This window comes from Sphingomonas sp. (assembly GCF_965200105.1).
Lineage (GTDB): Bacteria > Pseudomonadota > Alphaproteobacteria > Sphingomonadales > Sphingomonadaceae > Solisphingomonas.
The window spans coordinates 1,873,407-1,888,971 of record NZ_CBDATN010000002.1; the positions used below are offsets into that span (position 1 = coordinate 1,873,407).

At 70.7% G+C, this 15,565-nt stretch carries 22 protein-coding genes; 10 read left to right on the plus strand and 12 right to left on the minus strand.

Translation table 11 applies throughout. The features are described 5' to 3' along the window. Positions 1-10: 10 nt before the first annotated feature. From ACOFKX_RS10650 to ACOFKX_RS10680, 7 genes are all read right to left on the minus strand, one after another. The gene (locus ACOFKX_RS10650) at positions 11-583 is read right to left on the minus strand and encodes an FKBP-type peptidyl-prolyl cis-trans isomerase (protein WP_419826954.1); all 573 of its coding nucleotides are present in this window, start codon (positions 581-583) and stop codon (positions 11-13) included. 148 nt (positions 584-731) lie between these two features. Then, on the minus strand, positions 732-938 hold the full coding sequence (gene rpsU, locus ACOFKX_RS10655) for a 30S ribosomal protein S21 (protein ID WP_419826955.1): 207 nt from the start codon (positions 936-938) through the stop codon (positions 732-734). A 110-nt stretch (positions 939-1,048) separates the two neighbouring features. Further along, positions 1,049-2,833, minus strand: coding sequence for a cisplatin damage response ATP-dependent DNA ligase (locus tag ACOFKX_RS10660; protein ID WP_419826956.1), 1,785 nt, complete (start codon positions 2,831-2,833; stop codon positions 1,049-1,051). A 13-nt stretch (positions 2,834-2,846) separates the two neighbouring features. Continuing rightward, positions 2,847-3,029: a DUF1328 domain-containing protein gene (locus ACOFKX_RS10665; RefSeq protein ID WP_419826957.1), complete on the minus strand. Its 183-nt coding sequence runs from the start codon at positions 3,027-3,029 to the stop codon at positions 2,847-2,849. A gap of 92 nt (positions 3,030-3,121) precedes the next feature. Then, a complete protein-coding gene (locus ACOFKX_RS10670; RefSeq protein ID WP_419826958.1) occupies positions 3,122-3,622 on the minus strand; it encodes a Dps family protein in 501 nt (166 codons plus the stop codon). A 103-nt stretch (positions 3,623-3,725) separates the two neighbouring features. Continuing rightward, entirely contained in the window at positions 3,726-4,292 is a 567-nt protein-coding gene (locus ACOFKX_RS10675) for a TMEM165/GDT1 family protein (protein WP_419826959.1), read from the minus strand. Positions 4,293-4,299: 7 nt separating this feature from the next. Then, complete coding sequence (locus ACOFKX_RS10680; RefSeq protein ID WP_419826960.1) at positions 4,300-4,623, minus strand: hypothetical protein; 324 nt, start codon at positions 4,621-4,623, stop codon at positions 4,300-4,302. A gap of 209 nt (positions 4,624-4,832) precedes the next feature. Between ACOFKX_RS10680 and rpmG the strand changes: the two genes are divergently transcribed. After that, positions 4,833-5,000, plus strand: a complete 168-nt coding sequence (rpmG, locus tag ACOFKX_RS10685) for a 50S ribosomal protein L33 (RefSeq protein WP_055844439.1) — start codon at positions 4,833-4,835, stop codon at positions 4,998-5,000. 3 nt (positions 5,001-5,003) lie between these two features. Here rpmG and ACOFKX_RS10690 read toward each other — a convergent pair whose 3' ends face one another. Next, a complete protein-coding gene (locus ACOFKX_RS10690) occupies positions 5,004-5,384 on the minus strand; it encodes a response regulator (protein ID WP_419826961.1) in 381 nt (126 codons plus the stop codon). A 39-nt stretch (positions 5,385-5,423) separates the two neighbouring features. On the opposite strand from ACOFKX_RS10690, the gene ACOFKX_RS10695 reads away from it, so the two are divergent. The 4 genes from ACOFKX_RS10695 to ACOFKX_RS10710 are packed head-to-tail and all read left to right on the plus strand — an operon-like array spanning position 5,424 to position 7,997. After that, the gene (locus tag ACOFKX_RS10695; RefSeq protein WP_419826962.1) at positions 5,424-5,699 is read left to right on the plus strand and encodes a DUF3572 family protein; all 276 of its coding nucleotides are present in this window, start codon (positions 5,424-5,426) and stop codon (positions 5,697-5,699) included. Beyond that, a complete protein-coding gene (locus ACOFKX_RS10700; RefSeq protein WP_419826963.1) occupies positions 5,696-6,373 on the plus strand; it encodes an HAD family hydrolase in 678 nt (225 codons plus the stop codon). Before ACOFKX_RS10695 ends, ACOFKX_RS10700 begins: the two co-directional genes overlap by 4 nt. Positions 6,374-6,383: 10 nt before the next feature. After that, a complete protein-coding gene (locus ACOFKX_RS10705) occupies positions 6,384-6,851 on the plus strand; it encodes a RidA family protein (protein ID WP_419826964.1) in 468 nt (155 codons plus the stop codon). Between the two features lie 15 nt (positions 6,852-6,866). Continuing rightward, entirely contained in the window at positions 6,867-7,997 is a 1,131-nt protein-coding gene (locus ACOFKX_RS10710; protein WP_419826965.1) for a GNAT family N-acetyltransferase, read from the plus strand. Between the two features lie 4 nt (positions 7,998-8,001). Here ACOFKX_RS10710 and ACOFKX_RS10715 read toward each other — a convergent pair whose 3' ends face one another. After that, positions 8,002-8,298, minus strand: a complete 297-nt coding sequence (locus ACOFKX_RS10715) for a hypothetical protein (RefSeq protein WP_419826966.1) — start codon at positions 8,296-8,298, stop codon at positions 8,002-8,004. A 71-nt stretch (positions 8,299-8,369) separates the two neighbouring features. After that, on the minus strand, positions 8,370-9,218 hold the full coding sequence (gene panC / locus ACOFKX_RS10720) for a pantoate--beta-alanine ligase (protein WP_419826967.1): 849 nt from the start codon (positions 9,216-9,218) through the stop codon (positions 8,370-8,372). 72 nt (positions 9,219-9,290) lie between these two features. On the opposite strand from panC, the gene ACOFKX_RS10725 reads away from it, so the two are divergent. From ACOFKX_RS10725 to ACOFKX_RS10740, 4 genes are read left to right on the plus strand one after another with little or no spacing between them, the layout of a single operon-like run. After that, positions 9,291-10,121 (plus strand): division plane positioning ATPase MipZ, encoded by an 831-nt coding sequence (locus ACOFKX_RS10725; protein WP_419826968.1) that lies wholly within the window; start codon positions 9,291-9,293, stop codon positions 10,119-10,121. Between the two features lie 12 nt (positions 10,122-10,133). Next, complete coding sequence (locus ACOFKX_RS10730) at positions 10,134-10,391, plus strand: J domain-containing protein (RefSeq protein WP_419826969.1); 258 nt, start codon at positions 10,134-10,136, stop codon at positions 10,389-10,391. A gap of 26 nt (positions 10,392-10,417) precedes the next feature. Next, on the plus strand, positions 10,418-11,800 hold the full coding sequence (pgmG, locus tag ACOFKX_RS10735) for a phosphoglucomutase/phosphomannomutase PgmG (protein ID WP_419826970.1): 1,383 nt from the start codon (positions 10,418-10,420) through the stop codon (positions 11,798-11,800). A gap of 8 nt (positions 11,801-11,808) precedes the next feature. Continuing rightward, positions 11,809-13,173 (plus strand): hypothetical protein, encoded by a 1,365-nt coding sequence (locus ACOFKX_RS10740; RefSeq protein ID WP_419826971.1) that lies wholly within the window; start codon positions 11,809-11,811, stop codon positions 13,171-13,173. Here the strand turns inward: ACOFKX_RS10740 and ACOFKX_RS10745 are convergent. Continuing rightward, positions 13,080-14,222: a glycosyltransferase gene (locus tag ACOFKX_RS10745; RefSeq protein ID WP_419826972.1), complete on the minus strand. Its 1,143-nt coding sequence runs from the start codon at positions 14,220-14,222 to the stop codon at positions 13,080-13,082. The genes ACOFKX_RS10740 and ACOFKX_RS10745 overlap by 94 nt on opposite strands. A gap of 74 nt (positions 14,223-14,296) precedes the next feature. Beyond that, a complete protein-coding gene (locus tag ACOFKX_RS10750) occupies positions 14,297-15,295 on the minus strand; it encodes a ligase-associated DNA damage response exonuclease (RefSeq protein ID WP_419826973.1) in 999 nt (332 codons plus the stop codon). Positions 15,296-15,393: 98 nt separating this feature from the next. Here ACOFKX_RS10750 and ACOFKX_RS10755 point away from each other — a divergent pair, with 98 nt between their 5' ends. After that, complete coding sequence (locus ACOFKX_RS10755; RefSeq protein WP_419826974.1) at positions 15,394-15,555, plus strand: hypothetical protein; 162 nt, start codon at positions 15,394-15,396, stop codon at positions 15,553-15,555. Positions 15,556-15,565 lie beyond the last annotated feature (10 nt).

The following is a 15,565-nucleotide window of genomic DNA, read 5'->3' on the forward strand; positions in this document are numbered from 1 at the left end:
GCCCGCGCGATCACATCGCGCCGGCGCCACCCATCCCCGCGACGCCGCCGCCCGGCTGCTGCGGCGCGATCTCGTGCAGCGTCACGTCGAACTGGAGCACGCTGTTCGGCGGGATCACCCCGTCGCCCGCGCCCTGCGCGCCGTAGGCGAGCTGCGGCGGGATCCAGAAGCGGTAGCGCGCGCCCCGGCTCATGAGCTGGAGCCCTTCCGAGAAGCCAGGGATCGAGCCGGCCACCGGCATGACGGCGGGCGAACCGTGTTGCGCCGTCGAATCGAAGGTCGATCCGTCGAGCAGCTTGCCGTCGTAATCGATCAGCACGATGTCGGTGGCGCCCGCCTTCGCCCCCGCCTGCCCCGCCGTCAGGACCTGGTACTCCAGTCCGCTCGCGGTGGTGTGGACGTCATGCTTCTTCGCGTTCTTGGCAAGGAAGACCGACGGCGGCTGCCCCATCGCCACCTGCTTAGCGGTGCCCGCCCAGGCGAGCCCCGCCCCCGCCAGCGCCGCGACCGCGACGCCGATCCAGACCTTGGTGACGGTGCCCTTCGCGACGGGGCGGAGCGGCACGGCGGTGACTTCGGACATGCGGGCGGTTCCCTCAGGCTGACGCAAGGTTCATGGCGACGCCGCGCCTCGCCGTCCAGCGCCAAGGCGAAGCGCGGAAACGGCGAGGGCCGGCATCCGGAGACGATCCGGATGCCGGCCCTCGCCAGTCGCCAGCGAAGTAGACCGATTACCGGACGCCGTCGCGCTCCATGCGCTTGCGCTCCACCTTGCGGGCGCGGCGGATCGCGGCGGCCCGCTCGCGCGCGCGCTTCTCCGACGGCTTCTCATAATGGCGGCGCAGCTTCATCTCGCGATAAACGCCCTCGCGCTGGAGCTTCTTCTTGAGAGCCCGGAGCGCCTGGTCGACATTGTTGTCGCGAACGATGATCTGCATAAACCTCTGGTCTCCACGGGCAAGCGGCGGCCGGAGCCATGCCCCGCCGCAGGAAAGCGCGGGCCCTAGCAGGCGGTGCGATTCGGGACAAGCACGTAGCTTGCGCGCCGTCAGCTCTTCTTGGCCGCCGCCTTGCCGCCCTTCTTGCCGAGCTCGGCCTGCGCGGCGGAGGATTTCCGGGGGTTCTTCTCGCCTTCCTTCGCCGCCTTCGCATTGGCCTTCTTGGCCGTGTCGCTGCCATGGCCCTTCTTCTCGGTCATCTCCGTCTCCTCCGTCGGGATCATACGCCGAAGCGTGTCGATCAGGTCCGCCTCGGCCGCCGGCTTGTCCCGCCTGAGGCGCGCGATGCGGGGAAAGCGCATCGCCAGACCGGACTTGTGGCGCTTCGATCCGTGGATCGAGTCGAAGGCGATCTCGAGAACGAAGCTCTTCGCCACCTCGCGTACCGGGCCGAAGCGCTGCACGGTGTTGTTGCGCACGAAGCGGTCGATTTCGCGCAGCTCCTCGTCGGTGATGCCGCTGTAGGCCTTGCCCACAGGCAGCAGCTCGCCGCCTTCCTCTGGCGGCGCGGTCCAGCAGCCGAAGGTATAGTCCGAATAGTAGCTCGAACGTTTTCCGTGACCGCGCTGCGCGTACATGACGACGCAATCGGCGACGAGCGGATCGCGCTTCCACTTGTACCAGAGCCCCGCGCGCCGGCCCGCGACGTAGGGCGATGAGCGGCGCTTGAGCATGACGCCCTCGATCGCGGCGTCGCGCGAGCCGAGCCGGATCTCGCCGAGCGCGGCGAAGTCTGCCGCCTCGATCAGCTGCGAGATGTCGAAGCGATCGACGGGCAGCCTCGCGGCAAACGCCTCAAGCCGGATGCGGCGCTCGGTCCACGGCAGCGCCCGCACGTCGTCGCCGCCGACGAACAGCGCGTCGTAGAGGCGGACAAAGGCGGGATAGTCCGCCATCATCCGCGTCGTCACCGCCTTGCGCCCGAGCCGCTGCTGAAGCGAGTTGAAGCTCGCCGCGCCGCCGCCATGCTCGTCGCCGCCCTGGCCCAGCCCGCGCACGAGCAGCTCGCCGTCGAGCACCGCGTCCTCGGTGGCCGCCTCGCCGAAGGCGGCGGCGACATCGGGGAATGTGCCGGTGATATCGTCGCCCGCGCGGCTGTAGAGCCGCACCTCGTCGCCAACGCGGACGAGCTGGACGCGGATGCCGTCCCACTTCCACTCGGCGGCATAATCCGCGAGGTCGACGGTGCCGTCCTCCAGCGGATGGGCGAGCATGAACGGGCGGAACACCGGGAGCGCGCCCGCCACCGGCCGCTCGCCGCCGCGTGCCGCCCAATCGAACAGGGAGGCATAAGGCGGGGCGAGTCCGTGCCACAGCTCCTCGACCTCGTCGACGTCGAGACCGAAGGCCTGCGCCAGCGCCGTCTTGGCGAGCCGCGACGAGACGCCGACGCGCAGCTCTCCGGTGGCGAGCTTGAGGAGCGCGTAGCGGCCCGAGGCGTCCAGCCGGTCGAGCATGTCCGCCAGCAAAGCGGGCGCCCCGGCGCGCGGCGCCTCGTCGAGCGCAGCCAGGGCGGCGGCGAGGCCGAGCGTGCCATCGTCGATCTCCTCGCAAGCGCCTTCGGGCTTGGGCCAGAGCAGCGACACGGTCTCGGCGAGATCGCCCACGAAGTCGCGGCTCATCCCGAACAGCACGGGATCGATGCGCTGCGCGACGAGCGCGTGGATGGCGGCGGGCTTCACCGCCTTCAGGTCGACTGCGCCGGTCAGCGCGGCCATCGCCCAACCGCGATCGGGATCGGGCGTGGCGCGCAGATAATCGCCGATCAGCTTCAGCTTGGCGTTGCGGGAGCGCGTGTAGACGAGCCCGTCGAGAAGCTGCGAGAAGGCGCGCAACCCCGCGCCCGCGCTACAGCCTGTCGGACACCGCGCGCCCGGCGAGCAGGCCGAGCACCAGCAGCACCACGAACACGATGAGCGCGAGCACGAACAGGAATTTGGCGATGGTCACGAAGGTGCCCTCCGCGCCGGTAAAACCGAACGCGCCGCACACCAGCCCGAGCACGAGGAAGATGATCGCCCACTTTATCATCGCGCCATTCCCCCGACCTGCATGCTCCCGAAACGAAGTGGGCGGAGCGCCGTTCCCGACGCCCCGCCCGCTCTATGGAGCCGTCTTCCGGCTCAGTTCGTGCGCGCGGCCTCGAACAGGAACCAGGCGCGGCGCTCGGCCTGGTCGATCCAGTCGTCAATCATCGACGAAGTCGGCGTGTCGCCGGCATCCTCGCACTTCTCGCGCGCCTCGCGGAAGTGGCGCACCACCTCGAGATTGTCGTCACGCAGCTCCTTGAGCATGGCGAGCGGCTCGACGAACTCCTGATCGTTGTCGCGGATCGTCTGGCGGCGCGAAATGTCGCCGATCGAGCGCAGCGTGAGATTGCCGAGCTTGCGCATGCGCTCGGCGACGTCGTCCGTGATCGCGAAGATCTGGTCCGCCTGCTCGTCGAGCAGCAGGTGATAATCGCGGAAATGCGGACCGGACATGTGCCAGTGGAAGTTCTTGGTCTTGAGGTAGAGCGCGAACAGGTCCGCGAGCACGCCGTTCAGCGCGTCGGCGGCCGTCTCGGTGTTCTTGGCGTCGAGATCGGTCGGGGTGTCGAGCGCGGGCGCGGGGGCGTCGGCCATAAATGGATGCTCCTCATCATGTTTCCTCGGTCGCCAGCGCAACGATGGTGCGGAGCATGAGTTGCTTGGCGTCGCGCGCGAAAACCCGATCGGACTGATCGGATCAGGCGATCTCCAGCGCCGACAGCGCCACCGCCGCGCCGGCGAGCATCAGCAGCACGCCCGCGCCGACGCGCGCGGACCGCAGCGCCGGCAACGCCGTCCAGCGATCGGCGAACAGGGCGGCGGGCGCGCAGGCGAGCAAAATCCCGATCGCAGCGCCGATGCCCGTCTCGACGGGCGCGCCGCTCGCCGCCGAGAGCGCCACCGCGACGAACACCGCCGACTCGCCGAAGCCGAGGATCAGCGCCGCGCCGAACGAGGACAGCAGCGATCCCAGCCGCCAACGATCCACGGCGGGGGCGGGCGTGGGCCGGAAGAGCGCGCCGCCGCCGGCGAGCAGCAGGGCCACGCCGACGAGCAGCCGCGCCGCGCTGTGCGGCACCTCGCGGCCGAGCGCGACGCCCAGCGCCGCGCCCATGCCCATATTGGCGATCGCCGCGAGCAACAGACCCGCGAGCACCGGGCCGACGCGCCCGAAGCGCCGCGCGAGCAGCACCGCCAGATGCTGCATCCGGCCGGCCATCTCGGCGAGCCCCGCCGCGACAAGGGCGGGGATCAGTGCCTCCACGCGATGCTCAGCCGGTCAGCCGCACCACGACGGAGGAGAGCCACGAGGTCTCGGCGCCGGTGTCGGCAGCCTCGCAGCCGATCGCGTCGCGCAGCCGCTCGATCCACGGACCGACCGCCGCGCCGCGCCCGCCCGACTCCAGCGCCACCGCCAGCCCCTCGGCCAGCCGCACCGCCGGGCGGAAGCCGTGCTCGCCCGCGATCGCGCCGATCTCGGCGGCCTCGGCCGCGAGCCCGATCGGACCGCGCGCGGCGAGCGCCGCCTCCAGCCGTTCGAGCCTGCGGCACAGGTCCGTCCGCACCATCTGCGCCGCGTCCTTCGCGTCCCGCATGCCCTGTCTCCGATCCTCTACGAAGAAGCGTAACGCGCGATGGTTGCGATCGTGTGAAGCGGATGGCCGGCCGACGCACTTCTTGACAGCCGCGGCCGCTTCGCGCAGGAGCGCCGGCGTTCACGAGCGGCGGCGACGCCGCTCTTTTGCTTTCATCGATCCGCAGGACGGCCGGGCGCCGGACGGATCGTGCCGATCCGGAGCGTGCCATGGCGAAGCCCACCACCGTCAAGATCAAGCTGGTATCGAGCGCCGACACGGGCTTCTTCTACGTCACCAAGAAGAACCCGCGGACCAAGACCGAGAAGCTGAGCTTCAAGAAGTACGATCCGGTCGTGCGCAAGCATGTCGACTTCAAGGAAGCCAAGATCAAGTAAGGCTCAGGCGGGAGGCGATCCCGCCGCCAGCGCCTCGATGGCATCGATGAAGCGCATCACCGAGATCGGCTTCGACACGTAGGCGGCGGCGCCCGCCGCCCGCACCCGCTCCTCGTCCTGCGGCGTCGCGTAGGCCGTCACCGCCATGATCGGGATGCGCGCGAGCGCGGGCTCCGCCTGCATCGCGGCGATGATCTCCAGCCCGCTGACATGGGGTAGCTGGATGTCCATCACGATCATGTCGGGCGCGAACTCGCGCGCCGCGGCGAGCGCGTCGCGCCCATCGCGCACCGCGCGCGTGTCGTGGCCGTGGACCTCCAACAGGTCGCAGAACAGCTTGAGATTGAGTTCGTTGTCCTCGACAACGAGCACCTTGCCCACCAAATGCCGCTTCCCGCCCTGAACCGGCCGTCGAGATAGGCGATGCGCGCGTACGACACAAACACGCCCGATCCCCACGCCCTGGCGCTCGCCGCGCTGGCGTGGACACTCGCCGACGATCAGCGTGCCGAGCGCCTGCTCGCGCTGACCGGGCTAGACGCGGCGGGCTTGCGGATGCGCGCGGCCGAACCGGCGCTGCTCGCCGCCACGCTCGGCTTCCTGGCGGCGCACGAGCCCGACCTCGTCGCCTGCGCCGACGCGCTGGGCACCGAGCCCGCCGCGCTGATCGCCGCGCAACGCGCGCTGGAGGCGGCATGAACGCCGACGCAACCGGACGCCCGCTGCTCGTCTCCGACTGCGACGAGGTGCTGCTCCACATGGTCGCGCATTTCCGCGACTGGCTGTCGGACGAGCACGCCATCGATTTCGCGCTCCACGAGGAGAATTGGGGCGAGGCGCTGGTCCGCCGCGACACCGGCGCGATCGTGCCGGGCCCCGAGATCTGGCCCTATCTCGACAGCTTCTTCGACACCGAAATGCGCCGCCAGACGCTGGTGCCGCACGCGCTGCACGCGCTGGAGCGGATCGGCGCGCACGCCGACATCGTCATCCTCACCAATCTCGGCGATTACCGCCAGGCGCCGCGCGTCGAGCAGCTTCGCGGCCATGGCATCGCGCACCGCGTCGTCTGCAACCAGGGCGGCAAGGGGCCGGCGCTGCGCGCGCTGCTCGACGAGTTCCGGCCGTCGGCGGCGGTGTTCGTCGACGATCTCGCCTTCCAGCAGCAGTCGGTGGCGGAGCACTGCCCCGAGGTGTGGCGGCTGCACATGATCGCCGAGCCGCAGGTGGCGGTGCGCCGCCCGCGCGCGCCCGACTCGCACGCCCGCATCGACGACTGGCGCGAGGCGGCGGAGTGGATCGAGGCGCGCTTCGCCGAAGGTCCCGCCCCGCTCCCCGCTCCCGCCTTGACCGAGGCGGAGCGCGGGGCGTAGCGGCCGCGCGATGGACATCGACGCCCGCCTCGCCGAACTTGGCCTCACGCTTCCCAAGCCCGCCGCGCCCGTCGCCGCCTACGTGCCCGTCGTCGAGGCGGCCGGCCTGCTCCACGTCTCGGGCCAGCTTCCCTTCGACGAGGCGGGCGCGCTGATGACCGGGCGGCTGGACTCTGCGGACGATGTCGAGCGCGGGCAGAAGGCGGCGCGGCGTTGCGCGCTGATGCTGGTGGCGCAGGTCAAGGCGGCGCTGGGCGGATCGCTCGACCGGGTCGAGCGCGTGGTGAAGCTCGGCGCCTTCGTGGCGAGCGGGCCGGACTTCACCGATCAACCCAAGGTCGCCAACGGCGCCTCCGAGCTGATGGCTGATCTGTTCGGCGAGGCCGGGCGCCACGCGCGGTCGGCGGTGGGCGTGCCGGTGCTGCCGCTCGGCGCGGCGGTCGAGGTGGATGCGATCGTCGCCGTGCGCGCCGCCTGATCGCCAGCGAGCGTCGTGACCGAAGTCACCGCCCGCCTCGGCGACGGCGTCGGCTCGATCCCCGCGGCGGACTGGGACGCCTGCGCGGGCGACGCCAATCCCTTCGTCAGCCACGCCTTCCTCTCCGCGCTCGAGGACTCGGGCAGCGCCACCGCGCGCGCCGGCTGGCAGCCGCTGCCGATCGTCGTCGACGGCGGCGATGGCCGCCCCGCCGGCATCCTGCCCGGCTACGCCAAAAGCCACAGCCAGGGCGAATATGTCTTCGATCACGGCTGGGCGGACGCGTGGTCGCGCGCCGGCGGCAGCTACTATCCCAAGCTCCAGGTGGCGGTGCCGTTCACGCCGGTGCCAGGCCCGCGCCTGCTGCTGCGCGATCCCGCCGCGGCACCCGCGCTCCTCGCCGCCGCCGAGGCGGTGGTGCGCCAGCACGATCTCTCCTCGGCGCACGCGACCTTCGTCGAGGAGGCCCAGCTCGCCCACTTCGAGGCGGCGGGCTGGATGATCCGGGCGGGCAGCCAGTTTCACTGGATCAACGACGGCTATCGTGACTTCGCCGATTTTCTCGACGCGCTGGCGTCGCGCAAGCGCAAGGCGATCCGCAAGGAGCGCGAGGCGGCGGTGTCGGGGCTGGAGGTGCGCGCGCTGGCCGGGCCGGAGATCGGGGCGGCGGAGTGGGACGCCTTCTGGGCCTTCTACCAGGATACCGGCAGCCGGAAGTGGGGCCGGCCCTATCTCACCCGCCGCTTCTTTCCGATGCTGACCGAACGGATGCCCGACAAGGTGCTGCTGTTCCTCGCCTATCGGGCCGGCAAGCCGATCGCCGGCGCGCTCAACCTGATCGGGCGCGACGCACTCTACGGGCGCTACTGGGGGACGACCGAGGAAGTGCCCTTCCTCCACTTCGAGCTATGCTATTACCGCGCGATCGAGGAGGCGATCGCGCGCGGCCTCTCGCGCGTCGAGGCGGGCGCGCAGGGCGAGCACAAGCTAGCGCGCGGTTATCGGGCGGTGCCGACCTACTCCGCGCATTACATCCCTCACCCTGGCTTTCGCGCTGCGGTGGCGGACTTTCTGGAGCGCGAGCGCGATGCGGTCGCGCGCGACATCGAGATGCTGGGAGAGCTCGCCCCGTTCAAGCGGGGCTAGCCGCTCAGGCGGCGCGCCGCTGGCTGAGCTGGAGCCAGGCGCGCGCCTGCTTCTGCGCCTCGACGATCTCGCGCGCGGTCATCTCCTCGGCGATCTCGGCGCGGCACTCCTGCGCGCGCTCGTCGCCGGCGACCGAGGCGAGATTGAACCACTTGTGCGCCGCGACGAGGTCCACGTCGGCGCCGCCGCTGCCCGTCGAGAAGGCGATGCCGAGATCGTAGAGCGATTGCGGATCGTCGAGCGAGGCGTGCGGAAGCCTGCTCTCGATCATCATGGCGGCGGCGTGAAGGCTGATTCCCATGTCCGGTCTTCCCCTGTCATGCGGGAGACTTGGCCGCCGAACGGGAAAAAGTTGGTTAACGTCGGCGCCGTTTACTTCGGTTCGATCGCGATGTTGTCGATAAGCCGCGCCTTGCCGATCCGCGCCGCCGCGAGCAGCCGCGCGGGACGCCCATCGAGCGCGTCGACCGGCCGCAGCGTCGCGGCATCGGCGAGCGCGACATAGTCGACCGTCGCGAAGCCGCCCCGCGTCAGCCGCTCGGCCGCGAGCGCCACCACGACCGCCGCCGGCTCCCCCCGCGCGATCGCGGTCGCCGCCTCTTCCAGCGCGCGGGGCAGCGCGCGTGCCGCCGCGAGTTCGTCAGCCGTCAGATAGGCGTTGCGCGAGGAGAGCGCGAGGCCGTGCTGGTCGCGCACGATCGCCACGCCCGCGATCTCCACGGGAAGATCGAGGTCGGCGGCCATGCGGCGGACGACGGCGAGCTGCTGCCAGTCCTTCTCCCCGAACAGGGCGACGTCCGGGGCCACTTGGTTGAGGAGCTTGCACACCACGGTCGCCACACCGTCGAAGTGGCCGGCGCGCGCGGCGCCCTCCAGTGGCTCGGATACGCCGGCCACCGCAATCGTGGTGGCGAAGCCTTGCGGGTACATCGTCGCGGCGTCGGGGGCCCACAGGATCGCGCAGCCCCGCGCCTCCAGCATCGCGGCGTCCTCCGCCTCGCGGCGGGGATAGCGCGCGAGGTCCTCGCCCGCGCCGAACTGCATCGGGTTGACGAAGATCGACGCGACGACGGTGTCCGCACGTCGCCGCGCCTCGTCCACCAACGCCATGTGGCCGGCGTGGAGCGCACCCATCGTCGGCACCAGCGCGACCCGGTCGCCGTGCCCGCGGACTTCGGCGACGGCGCGGCGCAACGCCGTCAGGTCACGGATCGTTTGCACCGGCGACTCGGCTCCGATATGACTGGCGACGGCTTCATTGCGGTGACGGATGACCCGGATCAAGGGCGCCCGATGCGCGAGCCCAGCAACGAGAGGGACAGAGCCTTGGCCCGCGCGCATATCATCGTCTTCGCAAACGAGAAGGGCGGCACCGGCAAGTCGACGACGGCGGTGCACGTCGCCGTGGCGCTCGCGGCGCAGGGTCGCCGCGTCGCCGCGATCGACCTCGACACCCGCCAGAAGACGATGGCGCGCTACTTGGAAAACCGCACCGCCACCTGCAGGCGCGAGGCGCGCGAACTCGTGACGCCGCGCTTCGAGGTGTTCGATCCCTCGCGCGATGCCAATATCGAGCGCCGTCTCGACGAGATGAGCGAGGACGCCGAGTTCATCGTCGTAGACACGCCCGGCCGAGACGATCCCTACGCGCTCAAGGCCGCCGGCCGCGCGGATACGCTCGTCACGCCGATCAACGACAGCTTCATCGACCTCGATCTCATCGGCCAAGTCGATCCCGACACCTACAAGATCAAGCGCCCGTCCTTCTACGCCGAGGTGGTGTGGGATGCGCGCAAGGTGCGCGCCAAGGCGGACGGCGCCACCGTCGACTGGGTGGTGCTGAGGAATCGGCTCCAGCACCTCGCCGCGCACAACATGCGCCGCGTCGGCGTGGCGGTCGACGAACTCTCCAAGCGCGTCGGCTTTCGTGTCATCCCAGGGCTCGGCGAGCGCGTGATCTACCGCGAGCTGTTTCCGAAGGGGCTGACGCTGCTCGACATGGGCGCGATCGAGAATGCCGGCATGAGCCACGTCGCCGCGCGGCAGGAACTGCGCGAGATGGTCTCCTCGCTGGAGCTGCCCGAGGCGGCCGAGCTGCTGGAGCGCGAGCGCACCGCCGCCTGAAGGCCGGACGTGGTGAAGCTCCTCGTCGCGCTCGCCATCATCGTAGGCGTCTGGTGGCTGGCGCAGCGCCGCCGCCCCGCTCTGTCGCCCGACGAGGCGCGTGCCCTGCTCGGCGTATCGCCGGGGGCTACGCGCGACGACATCGCCGCCGCCCATCGCCGCCTGATCGCGCGTGCACCCCGACGTGGGCGGCTCGGCCGCGCTCGCGCAGCGCGTCAACGCGGCGCGCGACCTGTTGCTGACGCAACCGTAATAATCGTCAGCCATTGAGACGCGAACCGCTACCGGAGACCCTCATGACCCACCGCTTCGATCCGACGTCGCTTCGCGAGTACGACATCCGCGGCATCGTCGGAAAGGCGCTCGGCCCCGCCGACGCGACCGCGATCGGCCGCGGCTTCGGCACGCGGCTACGGCGCGCGGGCGGCACGCGTATCGCGGTCGGCTATGACGGGCGTACCCACTCGCCGATGCTGGAGGCGGCGCTGATCGAGGGGCTGACGGCGAGCGGCGTCGACGTCGTCCGCATCGGGCTCGGCCCCACGCCGATGCTCTATTATGCCGAGGCCACGCTGGAGGTGGACGGCGGCATCCAGATCACCGGCAGCCACAATCCCGGCGATTACAACGGCTTCAAGATGGTGCTCCAGCACAAGCCCTTCTTCGGCGCCGACATTCAGGATATCGGCCGCCTTGCCGAAGCCGGCGACTGGGAAGAAGGCCGGGGCAACGTCTCCGATTACGCGATCATGGACGATTATGTCGGACGCCTGATGGTGGGGTTCACGGGCGGCGCCTTCCGCATCGGCTGGGACGCCGGCAACGGCGCCGCCGGGCCGATCGTCGATCGCTTGGTTAAACTGCTGCCCGGCGAGCACCACACGCTCTACACCGAGGTCGACGGCACCTTCCCCAACCATCATCCCGATCCCACGGAGGAGAAGAACCTCGCCGACCTGAAGGCGCTGGTCGCCGAGAAGGGCTTGGATTTCGGCATCGCCTTTGACGGCGACGGCGATCGCATCGGGGCGATCGACGGCGAGGGCCGCGTCGTGTGGGGAGACCAACTCCTCGCCGTGCTCGCCGAGCCGGTGCTGAGGGCGGTGCCCGGTGCCACGATCATCGCCGACGTGAAGGCGAGCCAGGCGCTGTACGATCGCATTGCCGAGCTGGGCGGCACGCCGCTGATGTGGAAGACCGGCCACTCGCTCATTAAGACCAAGATGAAGGAGACGAACTCGCCGCTCGCGGGCGAGATGTCGGGCCACGTCTTCTTCGCGCACGATTATTACGGGTTCGACGACGCGCTGTACGCCGCGATCCGGCTGATCGGATCGGTGCGCGTGATGGGCGGCTCGCTGACCGCGATCAAGTCGGCCATGCCCGTGATGGTGAACACGCCCGAAATGCGCTTTCAGTCGTCCGAGGACCGCAAATTCAAGGTGGTCGACGAGGTGCTGGCGCGGCTGGAGGAGGCCGGCGCCGAGGTCAACCGCACCGATGGCGCGCGGGTGAACACCGCCGACGGCTGGTGGCTGCTGCGCGCGTCGAACACGCAGGACGTGCTCGTCGCCCGCGCCGAGGCGAAGGACCAGGCCGGGCTCGACCGGCTGATGGCGCAGATCAACGATCAGCTCGCCCGGTCCGGCGTCGAGCCGGTGCTCGCCGGACACCACTGATCGCGGCGATGCGGCGCGAAGCGGCGCGCGCCTGGCGGATCGCCTCGCCGCACACGCGAGCGATCCTCGTCGCCGCGATCCTGATCGGGCTTGCCGAGCGCATCGGCTGGGCGCTGGCGCGGCGCACCCCCTTTGCGGTGGGCGAGGCGGCGGAGGTCGCCATCGCGCTCGCGCGCGGTCGTGGCTTCGCGGATCCCTTCTTCCCCGGACAGGGCGCCACCGCGCACCTGCTGCCGACGACGCCGGCGATCGCGGGCGTCGTATACGCGCTGCTGGGCATCCGCAGCCCGGCGGCGGAGGCGGTACTGCTCGGCTGGGCGCTGGTGCTCACCTTCGCGGCCTACGCGCTCACCTGCCTCGCCGCCGCGCGCATCGGCGTGCCGCGCCGCGCCTGCTTCTGGGCGTTCGTCCTACTGGCGGTGGCACCCGTCTACACCACCGACGAAGCGTTCGAGTGGCGGGTGTGGGAAGGCGGGCTGGGGCTGACGCTCGCCACCGGCTCGCTCCTGCTCCTGCTGCGGGCGGAGGATGGCGCGCGGCTGCGGGGTTTTCGGGCGTTGCAGGCGCTGCTTCCGGCGCTCGCCTTCTTCGTCAATCCGGTGATGGGGGTGACGGCGTTCGCCGGCTGGCTGCTGTTCGCGTGGCGGCATCGGATGCGCGACGGGCTGGTCCGCCCCGCGCTCCTCGCCGGGCTGTCGCTCGCGCTGCTGATCGGACCGTGGACGGTTCGCAACGTGGTGACGATGGGGCGACCCATTCCGCTGCGCGACGATCTCGGGCTGGAACTCGCCGTCGCGAACCATCCCGCCGCCGTGCACCCGGCCGACTTCGACCGCGTGTTCCTGGACAGGCTGACTGCGATCCAGCCCTATATCCACCCGCAGGCGCAGCGGCGGATGATCGCGGCGGGCGGCGAGATCGCCTACTCGCAGGCACTCGGCCGCGCGACGATCGCGTGGATGCGCGCGCACCCACGCGCCGTGGGCACCCTGTGGGCGCGCCACCTGCGCGAGATGCTGTTCACCCGCAAATGGCTGTTCAAGACCGCGCACGGCCAGCAACTGCCGCTGATCCGCGCCACGACCGTCTCGGCGCTGGCGACACTCGCGCTCGTCGGGCTCGCGATGGCAGCGCGCCGGCGCGATGGGCGCTACCTCTACGCGGCCGCCTATCTGTGGACACCGACGCTGCTCTACGTGCCGTTCCAGCCGGTGATCCGCTACACTTGGCTGATCTGGCCGATCGTCGCCTGCCTAGCCTGCGACGCGATCGCCCGCGCCTACCGCCTGCGCCACGTCACGAGCGTGGACGCCGCGAAGTTCCAGAGCGAGCCGACCACCGCCCCCGCCACGCCCGAGACCCACCAGCGCTGATGATGCGCGAACAGCACCGCGCCCGCGCCGACATTGGCAAGCGCGCCGAGGCCGCACACCGCGTAGAAGCTGGCGAGCCCGGCGACGAGCCGCCATCCCGACAGCCGCCGATCGCGGAAGGTGACGGCGTTGTTGGCGACGAAATTGAACGCGATCGCGACGGCCACGGCCACCGCCTGCGCGCGCGCGAAGCTCGGCTGCGCGGCCAGCATCGCGCGGAGCACGCCCAGGTGGATGCCGAGGCCGAGCGTGCCGACGCCCGCGAACATCACCAGTCGCGACGGGAGGTAGCGGCGGACCAGTCGATCGAGGATCGTCACCAGATAGTCGATCGCGACCGCGGGGCCGAGCTTGCTGTCGCCATGCTCGCGCAGGCGGAACCGGTAGGGCAGCTCGACGATGCGCAACGGCTCGGGCGCGGACGTCAGCAGATCGAAGAGAATCTTGAAGCCGCGCCCCGACAGCCTCGGCAGCAGCGCATCCACCGCGTCGCGCCGGATCGCGAAGAGGCCGCTCATCGGATCGGCGACAGGGGTCCGCAGCACCAGGCGCGAGAGGCGAGTCGCAGCGCGGCTGGCGCGCAGCCGTCGCTCGTTCCAGACGCCGGTGGACCCGTCCGCGCAGTAGCGCGAGCCGATGGCCACGTCGGCGGCGCCATTCGCCACAGCCTTGTGCAGGCGCGGCAGCAGCCGTTCGTCGTGCTGGCCGTCACCGTCGATCACGGCCACCACCGGCGCCATCGTCGCCATCATCCCCTCGACGACCGCCGAGGCGAGCCCGCTGCGACCGAAGCGGCGCAGCACGCGTATGTCGGCACGGCCCCGCGCCAGCTCGGCGATCGCCGCGGCGGTGCCGTCGGTCGACCAATCGTCGACGAACAGGATCTCGAAGCGCGTGCCGCGAAGCGCGACGTCGAGCGAGGCGACGATCCGCGCGACGTTGCCGGCCTCGTTGCGCGTCGGAACGACGACGGCGAGATCGTAGCCGCCGGACACGGCTACGGGCTCGGGCGCGAACTCCTCGGGCAGCTCCGCGAACCTGGTGGCCATGGCTTCCCCGCCGATCGGCCGTTCGCCGACGAGACGGCCCTGCGCGCCGGCCCTTTAAGGTTCGGTGAAGCCGCTCAGTCGTCCTCGTCCTCGTAGCCGACGAGCGCCAGCGACCGCGCGCGCATCTGCCTGGTCATGCACCAGTGGACGAGCGCCTCCTCGCGGCCGTGCGTCACCCACACCTCTTCCGGTGCGATCTCGGCTAGCGTGGCGGTCAGCTCGTCCCAGTCGGCGTGGTCGGAGACGATCAGCGGCAGCTCGACATTCTTCTGCCGCGCGCGCTGGCGCACGCGCATCCACCCGCTCGCCATCGCGGTGATCGGATCGGGCAGCCGGCGCGACCAGCGATCGTTGAGCGCCGAGGGCGGGCAGAGCACGATGCGCCCGCGCAACTGCTCCTTGGGCGCGGCGGTGGCGAGGACGAGTTCGCCCAGCGCCACGCCATGATCGGCGTAGAGCGTGCAGAGCCGTTCCAGCGCGCCGTGGATGTAGATGGGATCATGGTGGCCGCGTCCGCGCAGCTCGGCGATCACGCGCTGCGCCTTGCCCAGCGCATAGGCACCGACGAGAACGCAACGATCGGGATTGGCATGGAGCGAGGCCAGCAGCCGGTCGATCTCCTCCCCCGCGTCGGGATGGCGGAACACCGGCAGGCCGAACGTCGCCTCCGTCACGAACACGTCGCAGGGCACCGGCTCGAACGGCGGGCAGGTGGGATCGGCGCGGCGCTTATAGTCGCCCGAGACGACGATGCGCTCACGCCCGTGCTCCAGCACGATCTGCGCGGAGCCGAGCACGTGGCCGGCGGGTACGAAGGTGGCCGAGACGTCGCCCAGCCGAACTGTCTCGCCATAGCGGACCGGCTGGCCGTTCTGGTCGCCGTAGCGCGCGCCCATGATCGCCAGCGTCTCGGGCGTGGCGAGCACGGCACCGTGGCCGCCGCGCGCGTGATCGGCATGGCCGTGCGTCACCAGCGCGCGGGGCTTCGGCTGCGACGGATCGATCCAGGCATCGGCGGCGGGCAGGTAGATGCCCTCGCGGCGGGGATCGATCCAGTGTCCGAGGCGCGGCATGTCGGGCGGGGAAGCGGGCGATGGCGGCGCATGGTTCCTTCGGCACCGGACGCCGCGCGCGAGCGTTGGCAAGTCAACTCGCGTCGGAAGGATCTATCATGGGTTGGGTGCCGTATATCGGCGGCTTCGTGCTGCTCGCCTTCATCATCATCGTGACACTGAGGAACCGCAGCGCGAAGAACGTCGCGGAGGCCGATCGCAATACCGAGAAGCTGTACCGCGATCTCGCCCAGAAGGAGAAGGATCGCGGCGGCGCCTGAGCCTTTGCTC

Bases quoted from the DNA above. Each gene is read 5' to 3' on its own strand.
- ACOFKX_RS10745 (WP_419826972.1), bottom strand. From the start codon at position 14,222: ATGGCCACCAGGTTCGCGGAGCTGCCCGAGGAGTTCGCGCCCGAGCCC.
- rpmG (WP_055844439.1), top strand. From the start codon at position 4,833: ATGGCGAAGCCCACCACCGTCAAGATCAAGCTGGTATCGAGCGCCGAC.
- ACOFKX_RS10725 (WP_419826968.1), top strand. From the start codon at position 9,291: ATGCGCGAGCCCAGCAACGAGAGGGACAGAGCCTTGGCCCGCGCGCAT.
- ACOFKX_RS10650 (WP_419826954.1), bottom strand. From the start codon at position 583: ATGTCCGAAGTCACCGCCGTGCCGCTCCGCCCCGTCGCGAAGGGCACC.
- pgmG (WP_419826970.1), top strand. From the start codon at position 10,418: ATGACCCACCGCTTCGATCCGACGTCGCTTCGCGAGTACGACATCCGC.
- ACOFKX_RS10695 (WP_419826962.1), top strand. From the start codon at position 5,424: ATGCGCGCGTACGACACAAACACGCCCGATCCCCACGCCCTGGCGCTC.
- rpsU (WP_419826955.1), bottom strand. From the start codon at position 938: ATGCAGATCATCGTTCGCGACAACAATGTCGACCAGGCGCTCCGGGCT.
- ACOFKX_RS10680 (WP_419826960.1), bottom strand. From the start codon at position 4,623: ATGCGGGACGCGAAGGACGCGGCGCAGATGGTGCGGACGGACCTGTGC.
- ACOFKX_RS10750 (WP_419826973.1), bottom strand. From the start codon at position 15,295: ATGCCGCGCCTCGGACACTGGATCGATCCCCGCCGCGAGGGCATCTAC.
- ACOFKX_RS10715 (WP_419826966.1), bottom strand. From the start codon at position 8,298: ATGGGAATCAGCCTTCACGCCGCCGCCATGATGATCGAGAGCAGGCTT.
- ACOFKX_RS10740 (WP_419826971.1), top strand. From the start codon at position 11,809: ATGCGGCGCGAAGCGGCGCGCGCCTGGCGGATCGCCTCGCCGCACACG.
- ACOFKX_RS10755 (WP_419826974.1), top strand. From the start codon at position 15,394: ATGGGTTGGGTGCCGTATATCGGCGGCTTCGTGCTGCTCGCCTTCATC.
- ACOFKX_RS10700 (WP_419826963.1), top strand. From the start codon at position 5,696: ATGAACGCCGACGCAACCGGACGCCCGCTGCTCGTCTCCGACTGCGAC.
- ACOFKX_RS10705 (WP_419826964.1), top strand. From the start codon at position 6,384: ATGGACATCGACGCCCGCCTCGCCGAACTTGGCCTCACGCTTCCCAAG.
- ACOFKX_RS10670 (WP_419826958.1), bottom strand. From the start codon at position 3,622: ATGGCCGACGCCCCCGCGCCCGCGCTCGACACCCCGACCGATCTCGAC.
- ACOFKX_RS10665 (WP_419826957.1), bottom strand. From the start codon at position 3,029: ATGATAAAGTGGGCGATCATCTTCCTCGTGCTCGGGCTGGTGTGCGGC.